The following is a 20,832-nucleotide window of genomic DNA, read 5'->3' as shown; positions in this document are numbered from 1 at the left end:
CCGGCCGGGCCGGACGTTCCGCCGGGAGGAGTCGACGCGGCTGCGCCCGGCACGCTCCGGGTGCGGGCCGGTGCCGAACGGGACGGCACCGAACGGGCCGGGGCCGGAGGGGCCGCCGGGCCTGGCACGGCGGAGGGCGTGCGCGAGACGCGATCCATGTGGGGGCTCCGATTCGCGGAAGCGCCGCGGTCCGGTGGGGGCCGGGCCTCGGGCATCGGATGAATGCTTTGCTGCCCCAGAGCTTCGGCCAGGCCGGCGGCCCGGCGGATGATGTCAACCGGCGATAGCACGAACCAATCACCGGACCGATCACCGTCCGCCCCCGGGCCGAGCGACGGACCGACCACCGGACCGATCACCGTCCGCCCCCGGGCCGAGCGACGGACCGACCACCGGACCGATCACCGTCCGCCCCCGGGCCGAGCGACGGACCGACCACCGGACCGAGCGACGGACGGACGGCGGTGCGAACCGGGCGGGCCGGGGAGGCCGGTGCCCCCGCCGACCCGACAACCTGTCATGTCCCTGGCGTTGCGCCGTTTCGGCCGTTACGCTCCCGATGTGGAGCTCGACGTGAGACACCTCCGGGTGCTGTGCGCGATTGCCGATACCGGCAGCCTCCGCAAGGCCGCGTTGCAACTCGGCATGACCCAGCCGTCCCTCACCACCCAGCTGCACCGCATCGAACGGGCCGTCGGCGGCACGCTGTTCACCCGGGAACAGACCGGCAGCCGGCCCACCTCGCTCGGCCACTCGGTGCTGTCCCGGGCCAGGCCGGTGATCGCCGAGATGGCCGCGCTGATCGCCGCCGCCCGCCAGGAGGCCCGGGAGACGGCCGGCAGCGAGCGCGCCCGGCGGCTGCGGATCGGCAGCGTCGGCAGCCGGGCGGTGGCCGCGTGGCTGCGCCGGGTGCACGAACGGCTGCCGGAGACCGACACCACCATCCAGATCGACATCTCCGCCAACGCACTGCTCCGGATGATCGCCGCCGACCAACTGGACGTCGCCTTCGTCCACGAGAGCGAGGGGTTCCCGCTGCGGCTGCCCCCGGACGCCGAGCACCGGGTGCTGATGGCCCGTGAGCCGCAGTTCGTCGCGCTCGCCGCCAACCACCCGGCAGCCGCCCGGCCGGTGGTCCGGCTGGCCGAACTCGCCGACGACACCTGGATGGTGGATCCGACGGCGGACCACGAGTACGCGGCGATGCGCCGGGTGTTCCGCGCCGCCGGGCTCAACCCGCGGGTGGTCCAGGTCCGCGACAACACGACCGCCGCCGAGCTGGTCGCCTCCGGCGAGGCCGTCCGCCCCTGCCAGCCGACCTCCGCCCCCGGTCCCGGCAGCGTCGTGCGCCGGCTGTACGGCGACCCGCTGGCCGTCCGGCTGCTGCTGGTCTGGCGGCCCCGTGCGCTCGGCGTGCCGGCCCGCGAAGCCCTGTTCGGGGAGCTGCGGGCCGTCTACCTGGACCTGGCGCAGGCCAGTCCGCCGTACCGGACCTGGCTCGCCGGGCACGGCGAGACCCTCCGCGGCCTCCTGGGCGACCGGCCCCCCGAACAGCCGCCCACCGGGCGGGCCGAGGACGGTCCCGCGGCCGGCCGGCCGCGGGAGCCCGCGCCCCAGCCGCGCGAGCCGGCGCCCCCGCGCCGTCCGGCCTCCGCTCAGCCCTCCCGGGCGTGCAGCACCACCCCGACCCCCACGGTCACCGCGCTCACCAGACCGGCCGCCAGGACCCCGGCCCAGCCCGCCGCCGTGCAGGCGAGCACCGCCACCGACGCGACCGGCAGCAGCACCTGAGCCGCGCCGGTCTTGACGTGCCGGGAGTGCAGCAGCCAGACGGTGATCAGGTAGAGCGCGGTCGGCACGGTCACCGTCGCGGTGGCGGCCGTCTCGGAGATGTGCGCCTTGTGCACGGCCGATTCGACCGCCACCTCCAGCCCTGCGCCGATCGCGGCCGCCGCGCCGAACACCAGGTAGTGGCCGTACCCCCAGAGGAAGGCCTGCCGGTTGGAGCGGAGGTGCTCGTGGACCGGCCGGGCGAAGTAGATCCACCAGGCCGAGAAGCAGATCAGCAGGCCGCCGCCGGCGACCGGCAGCAGCCGGCTCAGGCCCTCGTGCTCGTCCACGGCGGACTGCACCGCGATGGTCGCCGCCGCCACCGTCTCGCCGAGCACGATCAGGGTGAACAGGCCGTACCGCTCGGCGATGTGGTGCGGGTGCCAGGTGGTCCGGAGCCGCAGTTCCGCGAGCACCGGCACGGAGAGCTCCGCCACGATGCCGAGCGGGATGAGCACCGCCCGGGCACCGTCCGGCAGCACCAGGACCACGACCCAGGCGATCTGGCAGAGCGTGATCCCGGCGGCGTACCGCAGCGCCACGCCGCGTGCCGGGCCCTCCTCGCCGGCCGCCGCGCGCAGCCACTGGGTCACCATGGCCAGCCGCATCACCACGTACCCGATGACCGAGAGCACCAAGTCCTGGTCGGCGAACATCCGGGGCACGCCGGCCGCCAGGATCAGCACACCGGCGATCTGCACCAGGGTGGTGATCCGGTAGGGGACGTCGTCGCAGTCGTAGGCGGAGGCGAACCAGGTGAAGTTCATCCAGGCCCACCAGATCGCGAAGAAGGCGAAGAGGTAGCCGGTCAGGCCGTCGCCCCAGTGGCCGGCGGCGAGGTCGTGGGCGAGCTCCCGCCCGGCCTGGCCGACCGCGACCACGAAGCAGAGGTCGAAGAAGAGCTCCAGCGGGGTGGCCACCCGGTGCGGCTCGTCCCGGCTGCGCGGGACCATCCGGCGCACCGCGCGCGGGTCGGTGTGGTGCGGGTGGGGTGATGCGGCGGACTCGCTGGTCATCGACGGTCTCCGGGCTCCGGACGGGCGGGCTGGCAAGTACCCGCCGCATCCTGGCAGCGGCCCGGTCGGCACGCACGCACCGGCGCGGCGCCGTACGGCGGTCGGCGGCACCGCCGTACGGCCGGTGTCCCGCCCCGGCGCCCGGCGCGCAGGGCCCGGGACGGCACCGGACGGTCCGATGTGCCGTGTCGTCAGCCAGAGTTGACGCTGCGGTGCGCGAACCGGGTGACAGCACGGCGGGTTTCCGGGCGCGCCAGCGCCGTACGGCACGGCGGCCCCGACCACCCCGCTAGATTCTTCCCCGGTTGGAAGCGGTCGGGTCCGGGCGGACCCACGACACGGGCGGCCTGCGGGCATCGCGGAAGGTCAAGGCCGGTGGCAGGACAGCGGGGGCGGCAGAGCCGTTCCTCCCGTGTCCGCACCACCGGCCTCGTGATCACCGCGCTGCTCGTTAGCGCCTGCCGTGCGGCTCACGACCTCCGCATCGCACGTCGCCTCCGCGCCCGTCTCCGCGCCCGCCGTACGGTCGCACCGGCCCCGGCGGCTACTTCTCCCAGCCGACCTTGGCGTAGTCCAGGCTCGCCAGGCCGAAGGCACCGTAGTTGGCGAGGCCCTTGCGGGTCGCCAGCACGGTCGGCCGCTGGTACAGCTCGACGGTGTGGCCGAGCTCCCAGATCTTGGCGTCCGCCTGGTTGTAGAACTTCGCGGCCTCCACCGGGTCGATGGTGCCGGCCGCCTTCTTCAGCAGCCCGTCGATCTCCTCGGTGCCGAGCTTGGAGTAGTTCCCGAAGACGTTGTCCCCCTGCGGCAGCCGGAAGTTCAGCAGGCTGGTGGAGAGCGGGAACGAGTCGGTGTTGCGCCAGCTGGCGATGTCGAACTTGCCCGGGTTGACGTACTTGGTGAAGAAGTCGTTCGACGGGACCTTGTCCAGCTCCACCTTGACGCCCGCCGCCAGCCACATCGCCTGGGCGGCGGTGGCGAGGTCGAGCTGGGCCTGCGTGGTGGCCTCGTTGACCACCCAGTGCAGGGTCAGCGGCTTGCCGTCCCTGGTGCGCGGCTGGCCGCTGCCGGACTCCTTCCACCCCGCCTCGTCGAGCAGCTTCTTCGCCGCGGGCACGTCGAACCTGGCCCACTCGCCCGAGTTGTCCTGGTAGCCGGTCTGGTTGGGCATGAAGATGTGGTTGCCGAGCGGCTTGAACTCGACCGGGACCCCGTTGTTGGCGATCTTGATCAGCGAGTTGCGGTCCAACGCCTTGCCGAGCGCCTGGCGGACCTTCAGGTCCTCCAGCGGACCGCCGCCGCCGAAGGAGATGTGCACCTCGTCCCACGGGCTGGCCGACCGGATCACCGTGTCCTTGGCGTCCTTGAGCTGCCCGTACGCGGTGGCGGTGCCCGCCGTCGCGGAGTCGATCTCGTTGTTGAGGAAGGACTGGGTGGTCGCCGACTGCGACATCACCCGGAAGGTGATCTTCTCCGCCTTGGGCTTGGCGCCCCACCAGGCCGGGTCCGGGACCAGCGTGATGGTCTGCGCGGTCTTGTCCGCCGTCCCGATCTTCAGCGCGCCGGCCGTGATCGGGATCTTCTCGACCCAGCCCTTGTTGAAGTCGTCCGCGGTGGCGATCCCGGCGGCCGGGATCAGCGGGCGGAAGAGGTTCTGCCAGTCCGCGTACGTGTCCGCGAAGGTCACCTTGACCTCGGCCGGGTCGGCCCCCTGCTCGACCGCGGAGATCAGCTCGTAGCCGGAGGAGTCGGCGATGTTGTAGCCGTCCTTCTTGCCGTTGCTGGCCTCCCAGTCGGCCTTGAAGTCCAGGTAGCTCAGCGGCTTGCCGTCGGACCACTTGGCCTTCGGGTTGAGCTTGTAGGTGACCACCTGCGGGGAGGTCGAGGTGACCTTGGCGTCCACCAGGTAGTCGGGGGAGGGCTTGAACGCGCCGGCCTCGTCGGTCGTGAAGAGGTTCGGCTCCAGGGCCCGCATGATCTCGACCGCGTCACCGTACCGGCCGTCCACCTGGAACGGGTTCCACTGGGTGATCCACTGGTAGAGCGGGAACCGGACCTCACCGCCGTCGCGGACCAGGTCCGCCGCCCTGGCGTTGATGTCGATGGCGCCCTGGGCCGGCGCCCCGCTCTTGGCCGCGGTGTCGGCGGAGCCGCCGCCGCCCGAGGTGCACGCCGCGGCGGCGAGGGTGACGGCGAGGGCGAGCACGGCGGCACGGCCGAGTCGGCGGCGTGCGGGCGTGGCGAGAGCGTCCATGAGGGTTCCCCCCGTGATGTCCGGCGAGTGGTGAGAGTTGAGCGTCGCGAGGTGTGGCGAGGCTTGAGCGTGGGCAGCCAAGTCGGTGCCGGCGGAGCGAAGGTAACAGTCGATCAGAACCAGTACCAGGGGGCCTGGTTCACACCTGACCCAACCGAAACACGGCGCAACACCGCCGCAACACCCCGGCCGCCCGCCGGTGCAACACTCTGACCTGCGGTTTCCCGACCACCCCCGAGATCCCGCGCCCCGACCGCCCCCACCCACCCCCTCACCGGGCCGCTACCGGGCCCACCGACCGAAGGCCACCCACCCGATGCCCACCCGACGCGTCGGCCCCGCCCTCACCCCGGGCAGCCGTTGATGCTCCGCTACCTGACGAAGCGGCTGGCCTACTACGCGGTCCTGCTCGCCGCCGCCGTCTTCCTGGCGTACGCGCTCTCCGCCGCCGCCCTCCAGCCGCGCACCTACTTCGAGGCCAAGGTGCCGCGCCCCGCCGCCGCCTCGGTCGAGCGGCAGCTCACCGACCTGAACCTGAACGACCACACCCCGGTCGTCGAGCGGTTCGGCCGGTGGGCCGGCGACCTGGTGCTCCACGGCGACCTCGGCCGCACCATCCACGACACCCCGGTGATCGACGACTTCCGCCGCCGGGTCTGGGTCTCGCTGCGGCTGCTGCTGATCGGCAGCCTGCTCGGCATGGTGCTCGGCGTCGCCGCCGGGGCCTGGAGCGCGGTCCGCCAGTACCGGATCTCCGACCGGCTGCTCACCCTCGTCTCCTTCGTCCTGCTCTCCACCCCGGTCTTCCTGGTCGCCCTCTTCCTGAAGAACGGCGCCATCGCCGCCAAGGAGGCCGTCGGCCACGAGGTCGTGCCGTTCACCGGCTACGAGACCCCCGGGCTCACCGGCGGGCTCGGCACCCACCTCGCCGACTGGGCGCTGCACCTGCTGCTGCCCACCCTCTCGCTGGCGCTCGGCGGCCTCGCCACCTACAGCCGCTACCAGCGCGGCACGATGCTCGACGTGCTCGGCTCCGACTACCTGCGCACCGCCGAGGCCAAGGGCCTCACCCGCGGCCGCGCCCTGCTCAGGCACGGACTGCGGACCGCGGTGATCCCGATGTCGACGATGTTCGCCTACAGCTTCCTCGGCATCTTCACCGGCGCCGCCTTCACCGAGACCATCTTCGGCTGGCACGGCATGGGCGAATGGTTCATCCAGTCCATCAACCAGCAGGACGTCAACGCGGTCGTCGCGGTCAACCTGTTCGCCGCCGTCGTGGTCCTCGCCTCCGGCTTCCTCGCCGACACCCTGCACGCCGCCCTCGACCCGCGCGTGCGGACCTGACCGGAGGAGAGCCCCGTGACCACCGTGATCGTCGAGCCCGCCGGGCCCGTGGAGCCCGCCCCGGCCGCCGGCGCCACCACCGCAGCCGCTCCCGGGGTGACCGGCCGGGGCCGGCTCGTCCTCGCCCGCCTGCTCGCCGCCCGCTGGGCGGTGGCCGGCGCCGTCGTCGTCGTGCTGCTGTTCGCCCTCGCCTTCGGCGGCCAGCTCCTCACCCCCTGGGACTACGCCGCCCCCGACTACACGGCGCTGCGTCAACCCCCGTCCGCGACCCACTGGTTCGGCACCAACGGGGTCGGCCAGGACGTCTTCGCCCAGACCGTCCGCGGCCTGCAGAAGTCACTCGTCATCGGCCTGCTGGTCGCCCTCTTCTCGACCGTGCTGGCCTCCCTGGTCGGCGCCTGCGCCGGCTACTTCGGCGGCTGGACGGACCGGATCCTGATGTTCCTGGTCGACCTGATGCTGGTCTTCCCGGCGTTCCTGGTCGTCACGATCATCTCGCCGCGGCTCAGGGGCGCCGGCTGGCTCGCCTTCGTCCTGCTGCTCGCCCTGTTCAACTGGATGATCACCGCCCGGGTGGTCCGCTCGATGACCGTCTCCCTGCGCGAGCGGGAGTTCGTCCGCGCCGCCCGGTTCATGGGCGTCCACCCGCTGCGGATCATCACCCGGCACATCCTCCCGAACGTCGCCTCCTTCCTCATCATCGACGCCACCATCGCCGTCGGCGGCGCCGTGATGAGCGAGACGGCGCTCTCCTACTTCGGCTTCGGCGTCAAGGCGCCCGACGTCTCGCTCGGCACCCTGCTCGCCGCCGGCACCAGCGAGGCGCCCGTCTTCCCCTGGCTGTTCTACTTCGCGGCCGGGCTGCTGGTCCTCTTCGTCCTCGCCGTCAACCTGATCGGGGACGGACTGCGCGACGCCCTCGACCCGACCTCCGAGGCCGCCCGGCGCCCCCGTCGCTCCGCCCGCAGGAAGAAGGCACGCACGTGACCACCACCGTCGAGACCCCGCCGCCCGGCGCGCCCGCACCCCCACCCGCCGGCCCGCTGCTGGCCGTCCGGGACCTCCACGTCGACTTCACCGGACCGCGCGGCAGCGCCCCCGTCCCCGCCGTCCGCGGCGTCGACCTCACCCTGCGGCGCGGCGAGACCCTCGGCATCGTCGGCGAGTCCGGCTCCGGCAAGTCGGTCACCGCCCTGGCCGTGCTCGGCCTGCTGCCCGGCACCGCCCGTGTCCGGGGCTCGGTCCGACTGGACGGGCGCGAACTCGTCGGCCTGCCCGGGCGCGAGCTCGCCGCCGTCCGCGGCCGGCGGATCGCCATGGTCTTCCAGGACCCGCTCTCCGCCTTCACCCCCGTCTACCGGATCGGCGACCAGATCGTCGAGGCGCTCCGCATCCACCAGCCCCTCGACCGGGCCGCCGCCCGCAAACGGGCCGCCGAACTCCTCGACCTCGTCGGCATCCCCGCACCCGACCGCGCCCTCGACAGCTTCCCGCACGAGTTCTCCGGCGGCATGCGGCAGCGCGCGATGATCGCCATGGCCATCGCCAACGACCCCGACGTCCTGCTCGCCGACGAACCCACCACCGCCCTCGACGTCACCATCCAGGCCCAGGTCCTCGACGTGCTGCGCACCGCCCGGCGCGAGACCGGCGCCGCGCTCGTCCTGGTCAGCCACGACCTCGGCGTGATCGCCGGGATGGCCGACCGGGTCGCGGTCATGTACGCGGGCCGGGTGGTCGAGACGACCGGCGTCGACGAACTGTTCGCCGCACCCCGGCACCCGTACACGCTCGGGCTGATCGGCGCGGTGCCCCGGCTGGACGGGCGCGGCGGGCCGCTGGTGCCGATCCCCGGCGTGCCCGCGCCGATGGCCGAGCTGCCGGCCGGGTGCCCGTTCGCGGCGCGCTGCCCGCTGGCCGAGGACCGCTGCCGGAGCACGGAGCCGCCGCTCGCGGGGACGGGCGGACCGGCCACGGCGGTGGCGGGCCGGACGGCCGGGGCCGCGGACGGGACCGGCGTCGACGGGGCCGCCGGGGAGGCGGACGGGCCGGCGCCGGTCGAGGGGCATCTCGCCGCCTGCGTCCGCGCGGGCGAGCTGGCCGAACGGCGGCCCGCGCCCGCCGAGGTCTACCCGGTACCCGCCCTCCCCCCGCCCGCGGCGGACCCCGTCCCGAGGGAGGAGCGCGCCCCGGTCCTCGACGTCACCGGGCTCACCAAGACCTTCCCCCTCCTCAAGGGCACCGTGTTCAAGCGCCGGATCGGCTCGGTGTACGCGGTGGACGGCGTCGACCTGTCGATCCGGGAGGGCGAGACGCTCGGCCTGGTCGGCGAGTCCGGCTCCGGCAAGTCCACCACCCTGTTCGAACTGCTGCGCCTCGCCGCCCCCGAGTCCGGCCGGATCGAGCTGCTCGGCCGGGACGCCGCCGGGCTCTCCCGCGCCGAGGCCCACCGGATGCGGGCCCGGCTGCAGATCGTCTTCCAGGACCCGATGGCCAGCCTCGATCCCCGGATGCCGGTCGGCGACATCGTGGCCGAACCGCTGCGCGCCCAGCGGGCCTCCGGGGGCGAGATCGCCGGCAGGGTCCCCGAGCTGCTCCGGCAGGTGGGCCTCGACCCGGCCCACGCCGTCCGCTACCCGCACCAGTTCTCCGGCGGGCAGCGCCAGCGGATCTCGATCGCCCGTGCGCTGGCCGTCCGGCCGAGGCTGCTGGTGCTCGACGAACCGGTCTCCGCACTCGACGTCTCCATCCAGGCCGGCGTGCTCAACCTGCTCCAGGCCCTCAAGGCGGAGCTGGGCCTCTCCTACCTCTTCGTCTCGCACGACCTCTCGGTCATCCGCCACCTCGCCGACCGGGTCAGCGTCATGTACCTGGGACGGACGGTCGAGGAGGGCGAGGTCTCCGCCGTCTTCGACCGTCCGCGCCACCCCTACACCCGCGCACTGCTGTCCGCCGTCCCGCTGCCGGACCCGGCCGCCGAACGGGCCCGGGCCCGCATCCTGCTCGCCGGCGACCCGCCCTCGCCCACCGCCCGGCGCACCGGCTGCGCGTTCCGCACCCGCTGCCCCGTCTACGCGCGGCTCGGCGGCCCGGCCGCGCGCACCCGCTGCGAGACCGAGGCCCCGCTGCCGACCGGGCCCGCGCCGGACACCGACCACCGGGCGGCGTGCCACTTCCCGGAGGGGTAGCGCCTCCGGCGGTTGTGCCGGTCGCCACGGTGCGTGTCCCACCGGTGGCGATTCGGCGGATCGGACCGACTGCGTGTAATGTCTTCCAGGTCAGCAGGCGCCGCTAGCTCAGTTGGTTAGAGCAGCTGACTCTTAATCAGCGGGTCCGGGGTTCGAGTCCCTGGCGGCGCACCGACAGCCGAAGGGCCCCTCGCGAGAGCGAGGGGCCCTTCGGCGTTCCCCGCACACCCCTGCCCGACCCGTCCGGGCACCCTCGTTCCCGGTTCCGGCACGCCCGCACCGTCGCGCCGGATAGCTTGGGGGCGCTGCCCCCACCGCGCGCGACGCGCGCTCGCACGGCCCCACCGGAGGTGCTGTCGCCATGGCTCCGCTCGACTCCGGACCGCACGGCCGGCGCCCGATGCCCGAGGAACTGGTGCTGCTCTGCACCGATCCGGCCCACGGCCGGATGCCCGTCCCGGCCGCGGCCTTCTACCGGGCGCTCACGGGCGGCGTGCTCGCCGAACTGGTGCTGGCCGGCGCCGTCGCCGTCGAGGACCGGCGGATCACCGGCTTCCGGCCGCTCGGGGCGCAGGACGAGATCACCGCCGGCGTACTGGACCGGCTGGCCGAGGCGGGCAAGTGGAAGCACCGGCTCGGGCTCGACCACGTGATGCGGCAGATCCCGCGCCGGGAGGCGCTCGGCCACTTCCGCGAACGGCTGGTCGCCGAGGGCGTGCTGACCGTCGAGCGGCGACGCGTCCTGCTCGTCCCCTACCGGGCCCACCTGCCGGTGCCGGCCACGGCGGGGCAGGAGATCGCCGACCGGATCGCCCGCGCCCTGGGCCGCACGGGGGCCGGCACCGGCGGCACGGCCGCCTCCCCCGGCGGAGCCGGCGGACCGGACGGGCCCGACCTGCAACTGGCGGGGCTGATCGGCGCGGCCCGACTGGACCGGCGGATCTTCCCCGGCCCGGAGAACACCGAGGTCCGCAAGGCCGCACGGCGGCTCGTCAAGGAACTGCCGGTGGCCCGGGCCGTGCGCCGCCTCGTCGACGCGGACAACGCCAGCGGCGGCTGAGTCCGGCGCCGTCCGGACGCCTCGGGCGGGGTCAGCGGGTCTCCAGGATCGCCGAGGCCACGGCGTCCGGACGGTCGAACATCAGCAGGTGTCCGGCCGGGGCGGTGGTCCGGAACTCGGCGCCGAGCAGCGCGGCCAGCTCGCGCTGGACGGCCAGCCACTCCTCGGTCCGGCGGCTGCGGAGGCCGTCGTCGGCGGCGAGCACGGTGACCGGCAGGCCATCCGGCAGTGGCGTGGTGCGGCGCAGTGCGGCGAGCTCGGCGGCCATGTCCAGGTAGTGGGTGTTCTCCCGGAGCAGCGCGCGCAGCGAGCGGCCGGTCCGGTAGCAGTGCCGGACCAGCGGTACGGGGGCGAGGTCCTCACGGCGGACCGTCGAGGCGCGGGCCACCCACCGGCGCGCGGTGGGCCCGAGCAGGTACGGCACCGCGACCGCGGTGGCCGCCCCGGCAGCCGCGCGGGCCGTCAGGTCCCGCAGCTCCGGGGCCGGACGCGGACGCGGGTCCGCCTCGGCGCTGCCGTCCAGCAGCACCAGCCCGGCGGTCCGGTCCGGGTACAGCCGGGCGAAGGTCTCGACGTGGAAGCCTGCGAGCGAGTGACCGGCCACGGTGCACGGCTCCTCCCGGCCCAGCGCCTCCAGCACCGCACGGATCCGGTGGGCCTCACGTGCGGCCGTCGGGAGCGCCCGGGTCGCGGGCTCGGGCGCGCTCAGCCCGTAGCCGGGGCGGTCGAAGCGGACCACCGTCCGGTACGGGGCGAGGAAGGGGACGACCAGGTCCCAGTCGAACCAGCTGCTGCCGAGCCCGCCGGTGAGCAGGCAGAGCGGGCCGTCGCCCTCGACGCGGACGTGCAGGGGGACGCCGTCGACGCGCAGGAAGGCTGCGGTGTCCCCGGCGGCCCGGCGGTGCGGGGAGGCGCCCTGCCCGGGGCCGGTCATCCCGGCCCCCTCTCCCGGGACGGGTCCGCGCCCGCCGCCTCGGCGGCCGGGGAGAGGCCGCCCAGCGGCAGGTCCTCGGCGGCGAGCTCGCCGACGCGGGCCCGGACCGGGTCGAGTCCGGTGCCGAGCGCGACCTCCAGGACCCACGCGGTGCAGGCCACCGCACTGAGCAGCAGCGCGGCGGTGAGCCGAGTCTTCCGGCGGCCGGGGTGGGAGCTGGGCACGATTCCACCCTAACCGGCGGCAAACTCCACCCCAACCGGGCGGAAACGGTCAGGCCGGAGCGGGTGCCGCCGCAAGCGGTTCGAGGCACTCGCCGGGACCGTGTATTGTTTTCCACGTCAGCAGGCGCCGCTAGCTCAGTTGGTTAGAGCAGCTGACTCTTAATCAGCGGGTCCGGGGTTCGAGTCCCTGGCGGCGCACCGACATCGGGGAGCCTCTCGCCATCGCGAGGGGCTCTCCGGCTTTTTGCTGCCCATCGACGTCCGATTTGTGTGTGATGTCGGTCTCGCTTGTCCTCCCAGTGGATCCAACCGGCCCGTTGGACGCGTTTTGGGCTGTAAACCGGAAAAGGGACAAAGGTCCCCTATCGCCGACGATCCCGTCCGAGCAGGCCCGCACGGCCTGCCCCGCCCGGACGCCCGCCCGCAGGAAAGGCCGCCGCTTTGTCCCGAGACGCCCAGAGCGGCATCCAGCGCACCGCGCAACAGAACACCGGGCCGGGTACCGGGCGGGGCGGCAGGAAGTCCCGCCGCCCCCGGCGCACCGGCTGGCGCCGGCTGGTGCCCACCTGGCGGATGACGCTGACCGGCTTCGCCGCGGCCCTGGTGCTCGGCGTCGGCCTGTTCGCCCTCGGCATCACCCTGGTGAAGGTGCCGGACGCGCACGCCGCCGCGACCGCGCAGAGCAACACCTGGCTCTACCAGGACGGCTCGGTGATCGCCCGGACCGGCCAGACCAACCGGCAGAACGTCGCCCTCGACAAGGTCTCCCCCGCCGCGCAGCACGCCACCCTGGCCGCCGAGGACCGGAACTTCTACCACGAGGGCGCCGTCAACATACCCGGCCTGGTCCGCGCCGCCGTCAAGACCGCCCAGGGCGAGGGCACCCAGGGCGGCTCCACCATCACCCAGCAGTACGTGAAGAACACGTACCTGAGCCAGAAGCAGTCGATCACCCGCAAGGTGAAGGAACTCTTCATCGCCATCAAGGTGGACGCCACCGAGAGCAAGGACGAGATCCTCTCCAGCTACCTCAACACCTCGTACTACGGGCGCGGCGCGTACGGCATCCAGGCCGCCGCCCAGCAGTACTTCGGCGTCGACGCCGCCGCGCTCGACGCCGCCCAGGGCGCCTACCTGGCCGCCCTGCTGAACGCCCCGAGCGCCTACGACGTCGCCACCGCCACCCCGGCGGGCAGGCAGAACGCCGTGAACCGCTGGAACTACGTGCTGGACGGCATGGTGAAGGAGGGCTGGCTCTCCGCCGAGGAGCGCGCCGCCACCGCCTTCCCCGAGGTCAGGAACCCGCAGTCGCAGCTCGGCCTCTCCGGTCAGGCCGGCTACCTGGTCAACGCCGCGACCGAGTACCTCACCACCAACCAGATCATCACCGAGTCCGAGCTGGCCAAGGGCGGCTACACCATCAAGCTGACCGTCGACCCGGCGCGCCAGCAGGCCCTCCAGGACGCGGTCCAGGTCCAGCTGCACGACACCCTCGACCCGGACAAGCGGAAGAAGGACGCCAACGTCCAGCCCGGCGCCGTCTCGGTCGACCCGAAGTCCGGCGCCGTGGTCGCCCTGTACGGCGGCGTCGACTACACCAAGCACTACATCGACAACGCGACCCGGCGGGACTACCAGGCGGGCTCCACCTTCAAGGCCATCGGCCTGGCCGCGGCGCTGGAGAACGACGCCAGGACCCAGTCCGGCCAGACCGTCACCCCGCGCACCGTCTACGACGGCACCAGTGGCCGCAAGGTCCGCGGCGGGAAGGGCACCCCGTACGCGCCGCCGAACGAGGGCGACAAGAGCTACGGCCAGATCACCCTCCAGCAGGCCACCGACTGGTCGGTGAACTCGGCGTTCGCCCAGCTCGCCCAGGACACCGGGCTGTCGAAGGTCCGGGACACCGCGATCGCGCTCGGCCTGCCCGGCACCACCCCCGGGCTCGACCCGGTGGCGTCGATCCCGCTCGGCACCGCCACCCCGAGCGTGCTCGACCTGGCCGGGGTGTACGCCACGCTGGACAACGACGGCCGGCAGATCACCCCCTGGCTGGTGCAGTCGGTCGACCACGAGGGCGAGGCGCTCCCGCTGCCGGCCCACAAGACCACGCAGGCGGTCAGCGAGCAGACCGCGCGCGAGGTCACCTCCATGCTGGAGGGCGTGGTGAGCGACCAGGGCGGCACCGGCTGGCGCGCCAAGGCGCTCGGCCGCCCCGCCGCGGGCAAGACCGGCACCACCGACGACCAGAAGTCGGTCTGGTTCATCGGCTACACCCCGGAGCTGGTCACCTCGGTGGCGCTGTTCGGGCAGGACCCGGCCACCGGCGCGCAGGTCAGCCTGAGCGGCACCGGCGGGATCGAGGGCGCGGCGGGCGGCCAGTACCCGGCGCAGATCTGGACCACCTACATGAAGAGCGCGCTGAAGGGGCAGCCGGTCGCCGACTTCCCCGCCCCGTCGGGCGCCGAGGACTCCTCCTCGCGCAGCGGTTCCGCGAACTCCCCGAGCTCCTCCGCCTCGCCCTCGGGCGGGACGGACGGGTCGGCCACGCCGTCCGGCGCACCGTCCTCGCCGGCGACCACCGGCGGCGGCGGGTCGGGGGCCTCGGACGGCTCGGCCACGACGCCGGGCACCGCGCCCACCGGCGGTCCGACCACCGCACCGCAGCCCACGGGCGGCGGCACCGGCGGTGCCGGATCCGGCGGCGCGACCACGGCTCCCAGCCGGCCGGCGACGTCCTCGCCGACCGGCCGGCCGACCAGGACGCCGGCGCCGACCACCGCCCCGACGACGGGTCCGACCACCGCACCGACGCCCAGCCCGCAGCCCACCGACGGCACCGGCGGGTCGGGATCCGGCGGCAGCGGTGGTACGGGCGGTGCGAACGCCGGCTCCGGGGCGGACGCGGGCGCGAACGCCCTGGCGGGCGCCGGCGCGGCACAGTAGCGCCGGCCCGGAGCCGCCGGGTCCACCGCACGGAGCGGTGGACCCGGCGCCACACGCGGCCCCCGGCAGGACCGAATAGCGGAATGACCCCTTACCGAAGTGCCGGTACGACTGTCACAATTCGTCGGTGCACAGCTCAAAACACCTGCTCGGCGGTTCCTCCGCCCGGACCCTCGGTCTCACCCTCGCGCTCGTCTCCGCCATCGCCTTCGGCGGCTCCGGCACCGCCGCCAAGCCGCTGATCGCCGCCGGGCTCTCACCGCTGCACGTGGTCTGGCTCCGGGTCACCGGCGCCGCCGTCGTCCTCCTGCCGCTCGCCTACCGCCACCGCGCCGCCGTCCTGCGGCGGCCCGGCCTGCTCATCGGCTTCGGCCTGCTCGCCGTGGCCGGCGTCCAGGCCTGCTACTTCGCCGCGATCTCCCGGATCCCGGTCGGCGTGGCGCTGCTGATCGAGTACCTCGGTCCGCCGCTGCTCATCGGCTACGTGCGGTTCGTCCAGCGACGCCCGATCAGCCGGGGCGCGGCGGTCGGCGCCGGGGTGGCCGTCGCCGGTCTGGCCTGCGTGGTCGAGATCTGGAACGGCCTGAGCTTCGACGCGCTCGGCGTCCTGTTCGCCCTCGGGGCGGCCTGCTGCCAGGTGGGCTACTTCGTGCTGGCCGACGCCGGCAGCCGGGGCGACCGCCCGGTCGACCCGATCGCGGTCAGCGCGTACGGACTGCTGATCGGCGCGATCGTGCTCACCGCCCTCACCCGCCCCTGGGAGGCCGACTGGAGCCTGCTCGGCGGGGACGTGGTGATGAACGGGCGCACCGTTCCCGCGCTGCTCCCGGCCGCGTGGATGGTCCTGATCGCGACCGTGCTCGCGTACCTGACCGGCGTGATCGCCGTGCGGCACCTGTCGCCCCCGATCGCCGGGGTGGTGGCCAACCTGGAGGCGGTCGTCGCCACCGTGCTGGCCTGGGTCCTGCTCGGCGAGCACCTCGGGCTGCCGCAGGTGACCGGCGGTCTGCTGGTGCTGGCCGGCGCCTTCGCCGCCCAGGCGAGCAAGCCCGGTACCGCGCCGGAGACGGCTACGACTGCGGCTCGGGCCGGGACTGCGGCTGGGGCTGCGGCCTCGGTGGGGCGGGAGAACGCTCCGCCGGGAACGGACCGGGTGACGCGAGGTCCGGACGCGGTGCCGGCGGGAGCGACGGCGCTCGGCGAGCGGCCGGCCGGGGCGGTGGCCGAGGCCGACGCGACGGCCGACCGGGCCGGGATCAGCGACCGACCCAGCCGAACCAGTCGAGGTGATTGAGCGGCCACACGACGGCCGACACCGGGCCGACCACGTTGTCCACCGGCACGGCCCCGCCACCGGGGCCGCGCTGGTGGTAGCGCGAGTCCGCCGAGTCACTGCGGTGGTCGCCCTCGACCCAGACGTAGCCCTGGGGCACCGTCACCGGGCCGAAGTCCAGCCCCGCGCAGGAGTCGTCCCCGGGGTGCAGGTAGGGCTCGTCCACCTTCGTGCCGTTGACGGTCAGCGTGGTACCCGCGCACTGGACGGTCTGCCCGCCCGTCGCGATGACCCGCTTGACCAGGTAGTTGTCGTCCTTGGGCGGAATCAGCCCGACGAAGCCGAGCGCGGAGCCCAGCGCGTTGGCGACCGGGTTCCCGCCGGTCGGCTGCGGAGGCAGCCAGTCCCCCGGGTCCTTGAACACCACCGGCTGGCCGGCCTCGGGCTCCCAGCCGGTCAGCGGGGCCAGCTTGTTCACCCCGACCCGGTCACCGATCCGCAGCGTGTTCTCCATCGACCCGGAGGGGATGGTGAACACCTGGAACAGGCAGGTCTTGATCAGCAGGGCGACCACCAGGCCGACCGCCGCCATCGCGGGGATCTCGATCCACCACGGACGCTGCCGGCGGGGCTTCGGAGTCCGGCGTCCCTCGGCAGCGCGCCGGGCCCGCCGGGCCTCGGCCCGACCGCCGGACGGCACGGCGGGGATCCCGGAGGTTCCGGAGGCTTCCGGGCTGCCGGGGTACCCCGGCACACCGGGACCACCGCCGGCCCCGGGAGTACCGGGGGCGCCGTACGCACCGCCGCCGGAACCGACGGCCCCGGAGGGAGCGGCCCCGGCGTCGCCGTGCGTACCGGGCAGGTTCACCGCCATCGTCGCTGCTCCACTCTCCGGCTGCGGGGGAACCTGCACGCTACGCCACCCGGGGAGCCTGGCGAAATCGGGCGTTTACCCCCGCCCGACACCGCCGGAGGGGGCCGGGGCCCGCGGGTCGGGCCGGGCCCGGGGTCAGACGGAATCGTTCCCGCCGGTCACGGCATCACTGGCGATGGCCTCGTGGTGGCGGATGACCTCGGCGATGATGAAGGTGAGGAACTTCTCGGCGAACACCGGGTCCAGGTGCGCACCGGCGGCCAGCTCGCGCAGGCGCTTGATCTGGGTGCGCTCGCGCGCCGGGTCGGCCGGCGGGAGCTTGTGCTCGGCCTTGAGCCGCCCGACCCGCTGGGTCGCCTTGAAGCGCTCGGCCAGCATGTGGACCACCGCGGCGTCGATGTTGTCGATGCTCTCGCGCAGGCTGGTCAGCTCGGCCCGCACGGTGTCGTCGATCCCCTCGTGCAGTCCGGCGTCGGGGGTCGTGGGGTGGTCCGTCATCGGGGCGGCTCCGCGGCTCTCTCGGAATGGGCACCCGGTCGTGCACCGGTCGTGCACCGGCCGGGCTCGGGCCCGGGTCAATCTAACAGGGCACCCCGCACGGGCCCGCACCATTTGGCCTATCCGTCCACGATATGGACGGCACACGGAGTGATCCCCCGGCGGGGCTCCGAGCTGGCGGGGCACGCCCCCTCACCGGCACCGTCACCCGGACGGCCGAGGCGTTTTCGGACGCACGTGCCCGATGCGCTACTTGTGGCAGGCCCCCGACCTGCACGTAGGCTAAGCGCGGCATGACCGGACGTGACGACTCAGCAGTTCCTCATTACTGGAGGTACCGATCGTGGCAACCACCCGCACCGCCCGCACCGCGTGGGAAGGCAACCTGCTCGACGGCAAGGGCCAGGTGACCTTCGCGTCGTCCGGCATCGGCGAGTACCCGGTGTCCTGGCCGGCCCGGGCCGAGGCGGCGAACGGCAAGACCAGCCCGGAGGAGCTCATCGCGGCCGCGCACTCCGCGTGCTTCTCGATGGCCCTCTCGCACGGCCTGGCCGGCGCGGGCAACCCGCCGACCAAGCTCGACACCCAGGCCGACGTCACCTTCCAGCCGGGTACCGGCATCACCGGGATCCACCTCACCGTCGTCGGCGAGGTTCCCGGCCTGGACGCGGACGGCTTCGCGAAGGCCGCCGAGGACGCCAAGGCGAACTGCCCGGTGAGCCAGGCTCTGACCGGCACCACCATCACCCTCACCGCCACGCTGGCGGGCTGACGCTCCGACCTGCGGTCCTCGGGCCCGGCGGGCGCACGCACCGCGCTCGACCGGCGCCCGAGAGCGCACTACCGGAGCACACGCCCCCGGTACACGTCATGTGATGTGTACCGGGGGCGTCCGCATGTATCGCCGCACTTGCCCCCAAAGCCGACGAATCACCCTGGCGGCGGTCACCGCGCGTTGCCGACGCGTCCTATGATCGGCCGCAGCGCCCTGTTCCTCACGGTTCCTCACGCGGGCTTCCGCACGGCCGCTCCACCCCGAGCGTTCCGCACCGGACCCCGGCCCCGAGGGCCCCGGAAGAGTGCGGAGTCGGCCGCCGCCAGTCGGGTGACCGGCCGGACCAGCGTCAAGCGTCAAGCTGCAGCAGCGGACGGGAGCATGCCGTGCCGGGCCAGAACGAGGGGGCCGACGCACACTACCCGGGCGTGCGGCACGAGGAGCCACGGCACCGACGCCCTCTCCCCCCGCCACCCGGCGTCCGCCCGGCCAACGGCGTCGCACTCAACGGCACCGCACTCGACGGCGAGGCCCCCAACGGGGCCGCCCACGCCGTTCTGACCGACCCCCGCGCCCCCGCCGCCGACGGCGGCCCCCACCGCTGCCCGACCTGTTCGGCACCGCTCGGCGACGGGGCCCACCGGCCGGCCGAGGACGGGGCCGCCGAAGCGTCACCCCTGGAGGCGGAATGGCTCTCGGCCGCGCTCCGGGCGAGCGAGTCCCGCTTCCGGGCCGCCTTCTGCGACGCCGGCATCGGCATGGCACTGATCGACCCCGAGGACCGGATCATCGAGGTCAACCCCGCCTTCGCCGCCCTGACCGGCCGCACGGTCGGCGAGCTGGCCCGGACCCACATCCACGAGATCCTCGACCCCGAGGGCATGCCGCACCGCCTGTTCCCCGCCCTCGTCCACGGCGAGCGCGACCGGCTCCGGGTGGAGAAGCAGCTCAAGCACCGTGAGGGACGCACGGTCTGGAGCAAGGTGACCATCTCCCTCATCCGGGACGGCGCGGGCAGCCCCCTCTACACGCTCGCCCTGGTCGAGGACATCACCGAACAGCGGAGGCTCGGCGACCGCCTGGAGTACCAGGCCCTGCACGACCCGCTGACCCGGCTGCCCAACCGGACCTTCTTCTTCGAGCGCCTCGACGCCGCCTGCCTCACCCCCGACCGGACGACCGCCCGCCCGGCCGGGTCGGCCACGGGGCCGACCGCCGGGTCACCGGCCCGGACCGTCACCGGGACGGGGACGGCCTGGGTGGGCCCGGCGGCCGGCTCGGCGACGACGGACGAACGCCGGGTCGGCGTCTGCTACCTGGACCTCGACGGATTCGCCGCGATCAACGAGACCCTCGGCCACCACATCGGCGACCAGCTGCTGATCGCCGTCGCGACCCGCCTGCGGCGCGGCTTCTCCGCACGCGAGACCCAGCTGGTGGCCCGGATGGGCGGCGACGAGTTCGCCGTCCTGGTGACCGACAGCAAGGGCAGCCACCAGCTGACCGACCTGGCCGCCCGGATCCTCGAAGCCCTGGAACGCCCCTTCGACGTGGCCGGCCACCGGCTGGCGGTGACCGCCAGCGTCGGCGTCGTCGAACGGTCCGTCCACGAGACCACCCCCACCGACCTGGTCAAGGACGCCGACTCCACGCTCTACTGGTCCAAGGCCGACGGCCGGGCCCGCTGGACCCTCTACGACCCCGACCGGGGCGCCCACCAGCTGACCCGCCAACTGCTCTCCACCGCACTGCGCCCGGCGCTGGAGCGCGGCGAGTTCACCATCGAGTACCAGCCACTGGTCGGTCTGGCCGACGGCACGGTGCACGGGGCCGAGGCGCTGGTCCGCTGGCGCCACCCCCGCTACGGGACGCTCTCGCCGGACCGTTTCATCCCGCTCGCCGAGGAGTCCGGCGCCATCGTGCCGCTCGGCAAGTGGGTCCTGGAGGAGTCCTGCCGCCAGGCCCGGCGCTGGCTCACCGAGTTCCCCGAGACCGAGACCTTCGTGAGCGTGAACCTGGCCGCCCGCCAGATCTGGGACTCCGACGTGGTCGCCGACGTCGCCCAGGCGCTCGACAGCACCGGCCTGCCGGCCCGGCTGCTGCAGCTGGAGATCACCGAGAGCGCGCTGCTCGGCCCCGGCGGACGCCCGCTGCAGGCGCTCCAGGCACTCGCCGACATGGGCGTCCGGATCGCGATCGACGACTTCGGGACCGGCTACTCGAACCTGGCCTACCTCTCCCGCCTGCCGGTGCACGTACTGAAGCTGGACGGCACCTTCATCGAGGGGTTCCGCGACCCGGCCCCGACGGGCGCCCGCACCGGGCTCGCCGGCCGGGACGCGCGCCGGAGCGACGCCGACGAGCAGATCGTCGGCGCGATGGTGCAGCTGGCCCACACCCTCGGCCTGACCGTCACCGCCGAGGGCATCGAGAGCGCGGCCCAGGCCGAACGGCTCCGGCTGACCGGCTGCGACACCGCCCAGGGCTGGTACTTCGCCCGCCCCGGCGACGCGGAACTCGTCGCGGCGATACTCCGTGACGGCCGTGACGGCCGCGACGCCCAGGGAGGACCGGTCGGCCCGGGCGGCGCGGTCGGCGCCGTCGAGTAGGAGG

Annotated in this window: 14 protein-coding genes, 2 tRNA genes and 1 pseudogene; 11 read left to right on the top strand and 6 right to left on the bottom strand. The window is 74.1% G+C overall.

The annotated features are described in order from the left end of the window. Nucleotides 1–222 precede the first annotated feature (222 nt). Nucleotides 223–1,392, top strand: a pseudogene (locus tag PUR61_RS35730) (LysR family transcriptional regulator); the annotation flags it as partial. A 263-nt stretch (nt 1,393–1,655) separates the two neighbouring features. Here the strand turns inward: PUR61_RS35730 and PUR61_RS35725 are convergent. Together PUR61_RS35725 and PUR61_RS35720 are read right to left on the bottom strand one after the other, a co-directional pair. Beyond that, the gene (locus tag PUR61_RS35725) at nt 1,656–2,846 is read right to left on the bottom strand and encodes a low temperature requirement protein A (protein WP_329883692.1); all 1,191 of its coding nucleotides are present in this window, start codon (nt 2,844–2,846) and stop codon (nt 1,656–1,658) included. 544 nt (nt 2,847–3,390) lie between these two features. Beyond that, nucleotides 3,391–5,100 (bottom strand): ABC transporter family substrate-binding protein, encoded by a 1,710-nt coding sequence (locus tag PUR61_RS35720; RefSeq protein WP_329883691.1) that lies wholly within the window; start codon nt 5,098–5,100, stop codon nt 3,391–3,393. A 363-nt stretch (nt 5,101–5,463) separates the two neighbouring features. Here PUR61_RS35720 and PUR61_RS35715 point away from each other — a divergent pair, with 363 nt between their 5' ends. From PUR61_RS35715 to PUR61_RS35695, 5 genes are all read left to right on the top strand, one after another. Further along, nucleotides 5,464–6,447 (top strand): ABC transporter permease, encoded by a 984-nt coding sequence (locus PUR61_RS35715; RefSeq protein ID WP_329883690.1) that lies wholly within the window; start codon nt 5,464–5,466, stop codon nt 6,445–6,447. A 24-nt stretch (nt 6,448–6,471) separates the two neighbouring features. After that, nucleotides 6,472–7,434 (top strand): ABC transporter permease, encoded by a 963-nt coding sequence (locus PUR61_RS35710; protein ID WP_380357788.1) that lies wholly within the window; start codon nt 6,472–6,474, stop codon nt 7,432–7,434. After that, complete coding sequence (locus PUR61_RS35705) at nt 7,431–9,635, top strand: ABC transporter ATP-binding protein (protein ID WP_329883689.1); 2,205 nt, start codon at nt 7,431–7,433, stop codon at nt 9,633–9,635. Before PUR61_RS35710 ends, PUR61_RS35705 begins: the two co-directional genes overlap by 4 nt. Before the next feature lie 97 nt (nt 9,636–9,732). After that, nucleotides 9,733–9,806, top strand: a tRNA-Lys gene (locus PUR61_RS35700). Between the two features lie 190 nt (nt 9,807–9,996). After that, the gene (locus PUR61_RS35695) at nt 9,997–10,695 is read left to right on the top strand and encodes a GOLPH3/VPS74 family protein (RefSeq protein ID WP_329883688.1); all 699 of its coding nucleotides are present in this window, start codon (nt 9,997–9,999) and stop codon (nt 10,693–10,695) included. A gap of 31 nt (nt 10,696–10,726) precedes the next feature. Here the strand turns inward: PUR61_RS35695 and PUR61_RS35690 are convergent, their stop codons facing one another. Both PUR61_RS35690 and PUR61_RS35685 read right to left on the bottom strand, forming a co-directional pair. After that, nucleotides 10,727–11,629 (bottom strand): alpha/beta fold hydrolase, encoded by a 903-nt coding sequence (locus tag PUR61_RS35690; RefSeq protein WP_329883687.1) that lies wholly within the window; start codon nt 11,627–11,629, stop codon nt 10,727–10,729. Then, nucleotides 11,626–11,853 carry a hypothetical protein gene (locus tag PUR61_RS35685; RefSeq protein WP_329883686.1) on the bottom strand — a complete coding sequence of 76 codons (228 nt, stop codon included), beginning with the start codon at nt 11,851–11,853 and terminating at the stop codon, nt 11,626–11,628. The genes PUR61_RS35690 and PUR61_RS35685 overlap by 4 nt, the downstream gene beginning before the upstream one ends. Nucleotides 11,854–11,977: 124 nt before the next feature. On the opposite strand from PUR61_RS35685, the gene PUR61_RS35680 reads away from it, so the two are divergent. The 3 genes from PUR61_RS35680 to PUR61_RS35670 all read left to right on the top strand — a co-directional run bounded on the left by PUR61_RS35680 (nt 11,978) and on the right by PUR61_RS35670 (nt 16,093). Then, a tRNA-Lys gene (locus PUR61_RS35680) sits at nt 11,978–12,051 on the top strand. Nucleotides 12,052–12,294: 243 nt separating this feature from the next. Beyond that, entirely contained in the window at nt 12,295–14,799 is a 2,505-nt protein-coding gene (locus PUR61_RS35675; protein ID WP_329883685.1) for a transglycosylase domain-containing protein, read from the top strand. A 145-nt stretch (nt 14,800–14,944) separates the two neighbouring features. Beyond that, nucleotides 14,945–16,093, top strand: a complete 1,149-nt coding sequence (locus PUR61_RS35670) for an EamA family transporter (RefSeq protein ID WP_443035298.1) — start codon at nt 14,945–14,947, stop codon at nt 16,091–16,093. On the opposite strand, the gene lepB is transcribed toward PUR61_RS35670, so the two are convergent. Together lepB and PUR61_RS35660 are read right to left on the bottom strand one after the other, a co-directional pair. After that, a complete protein-coding gene (lepB, locus tag PUR61_RS35665) occupies nt 16,056–16,946 on the bottom strand; it encodes a signal peptidase I (protein ID WP_329883683.1) in 891 nt (296 codons plus the stop codon). The genes PUR61_RS35670 and lepB overlap by 38 nt on opposite strands. A 135-nt stretch (nt 16,947–17,081) precedes the next feature. Next, nucleotides 17,082–17,444, bottom strand: coding sequence for a chorismate mutase (locus tag PUR61_RS35660; RefSeq protein ID WP_329883682.1), 363 nt, complete (start codon nt 17,442–17,444; stop codon nt 17,082–17,084). A 343-nt stretch (nt 17,445–17,787) separates the two neighbouring features. On the opposite strand from PUR61_RS35660, the gene PUR61_RS35655 reads away from it, so the two are divergent. Further along, on the top strand, nt 17,788–18,216 hold the full coding sequence (locus PUR61_RS35655) for an OsmC family protein (RefSeq protein ID WP_329883681.1): 429 nt from the start codon (nt 17,788–17,790) through the stop codon (nt 18,214–18,216). A gap of 389 nt (nt 18,217–18,605) precedes the next feature. Continuing rightward, nucleotides 18,606–20,828, top strand: a complete 2,223-nt coding sequence (locus tag PUR61_RS35650; protein ID WP_329883680.1) for a putative bifunctional diguanylate cyclase/phosphodiesterase — start codon at nt 18,606–18,608, stop codon at nt 20,826–20,828. Nucleotides 20,829–20,832: the final 4 nt, after the last annotated feature.

It is taken from the genome of Streptomyces sp. BE20, assembly GCF_036322525.1.
In the GTDB taxonomy this organism is placed as follows: domain Bacteria; phylum Actinomycetota; class Actinomycetes; order Streptomycetales; family Streptomycetaceae; genus Kitasatospora.
The sequence above is the reverse complement of the archived record's forward strand: the minus strand, read 5'-3'. Positions and strand labels throughout refer to the sequence as shown.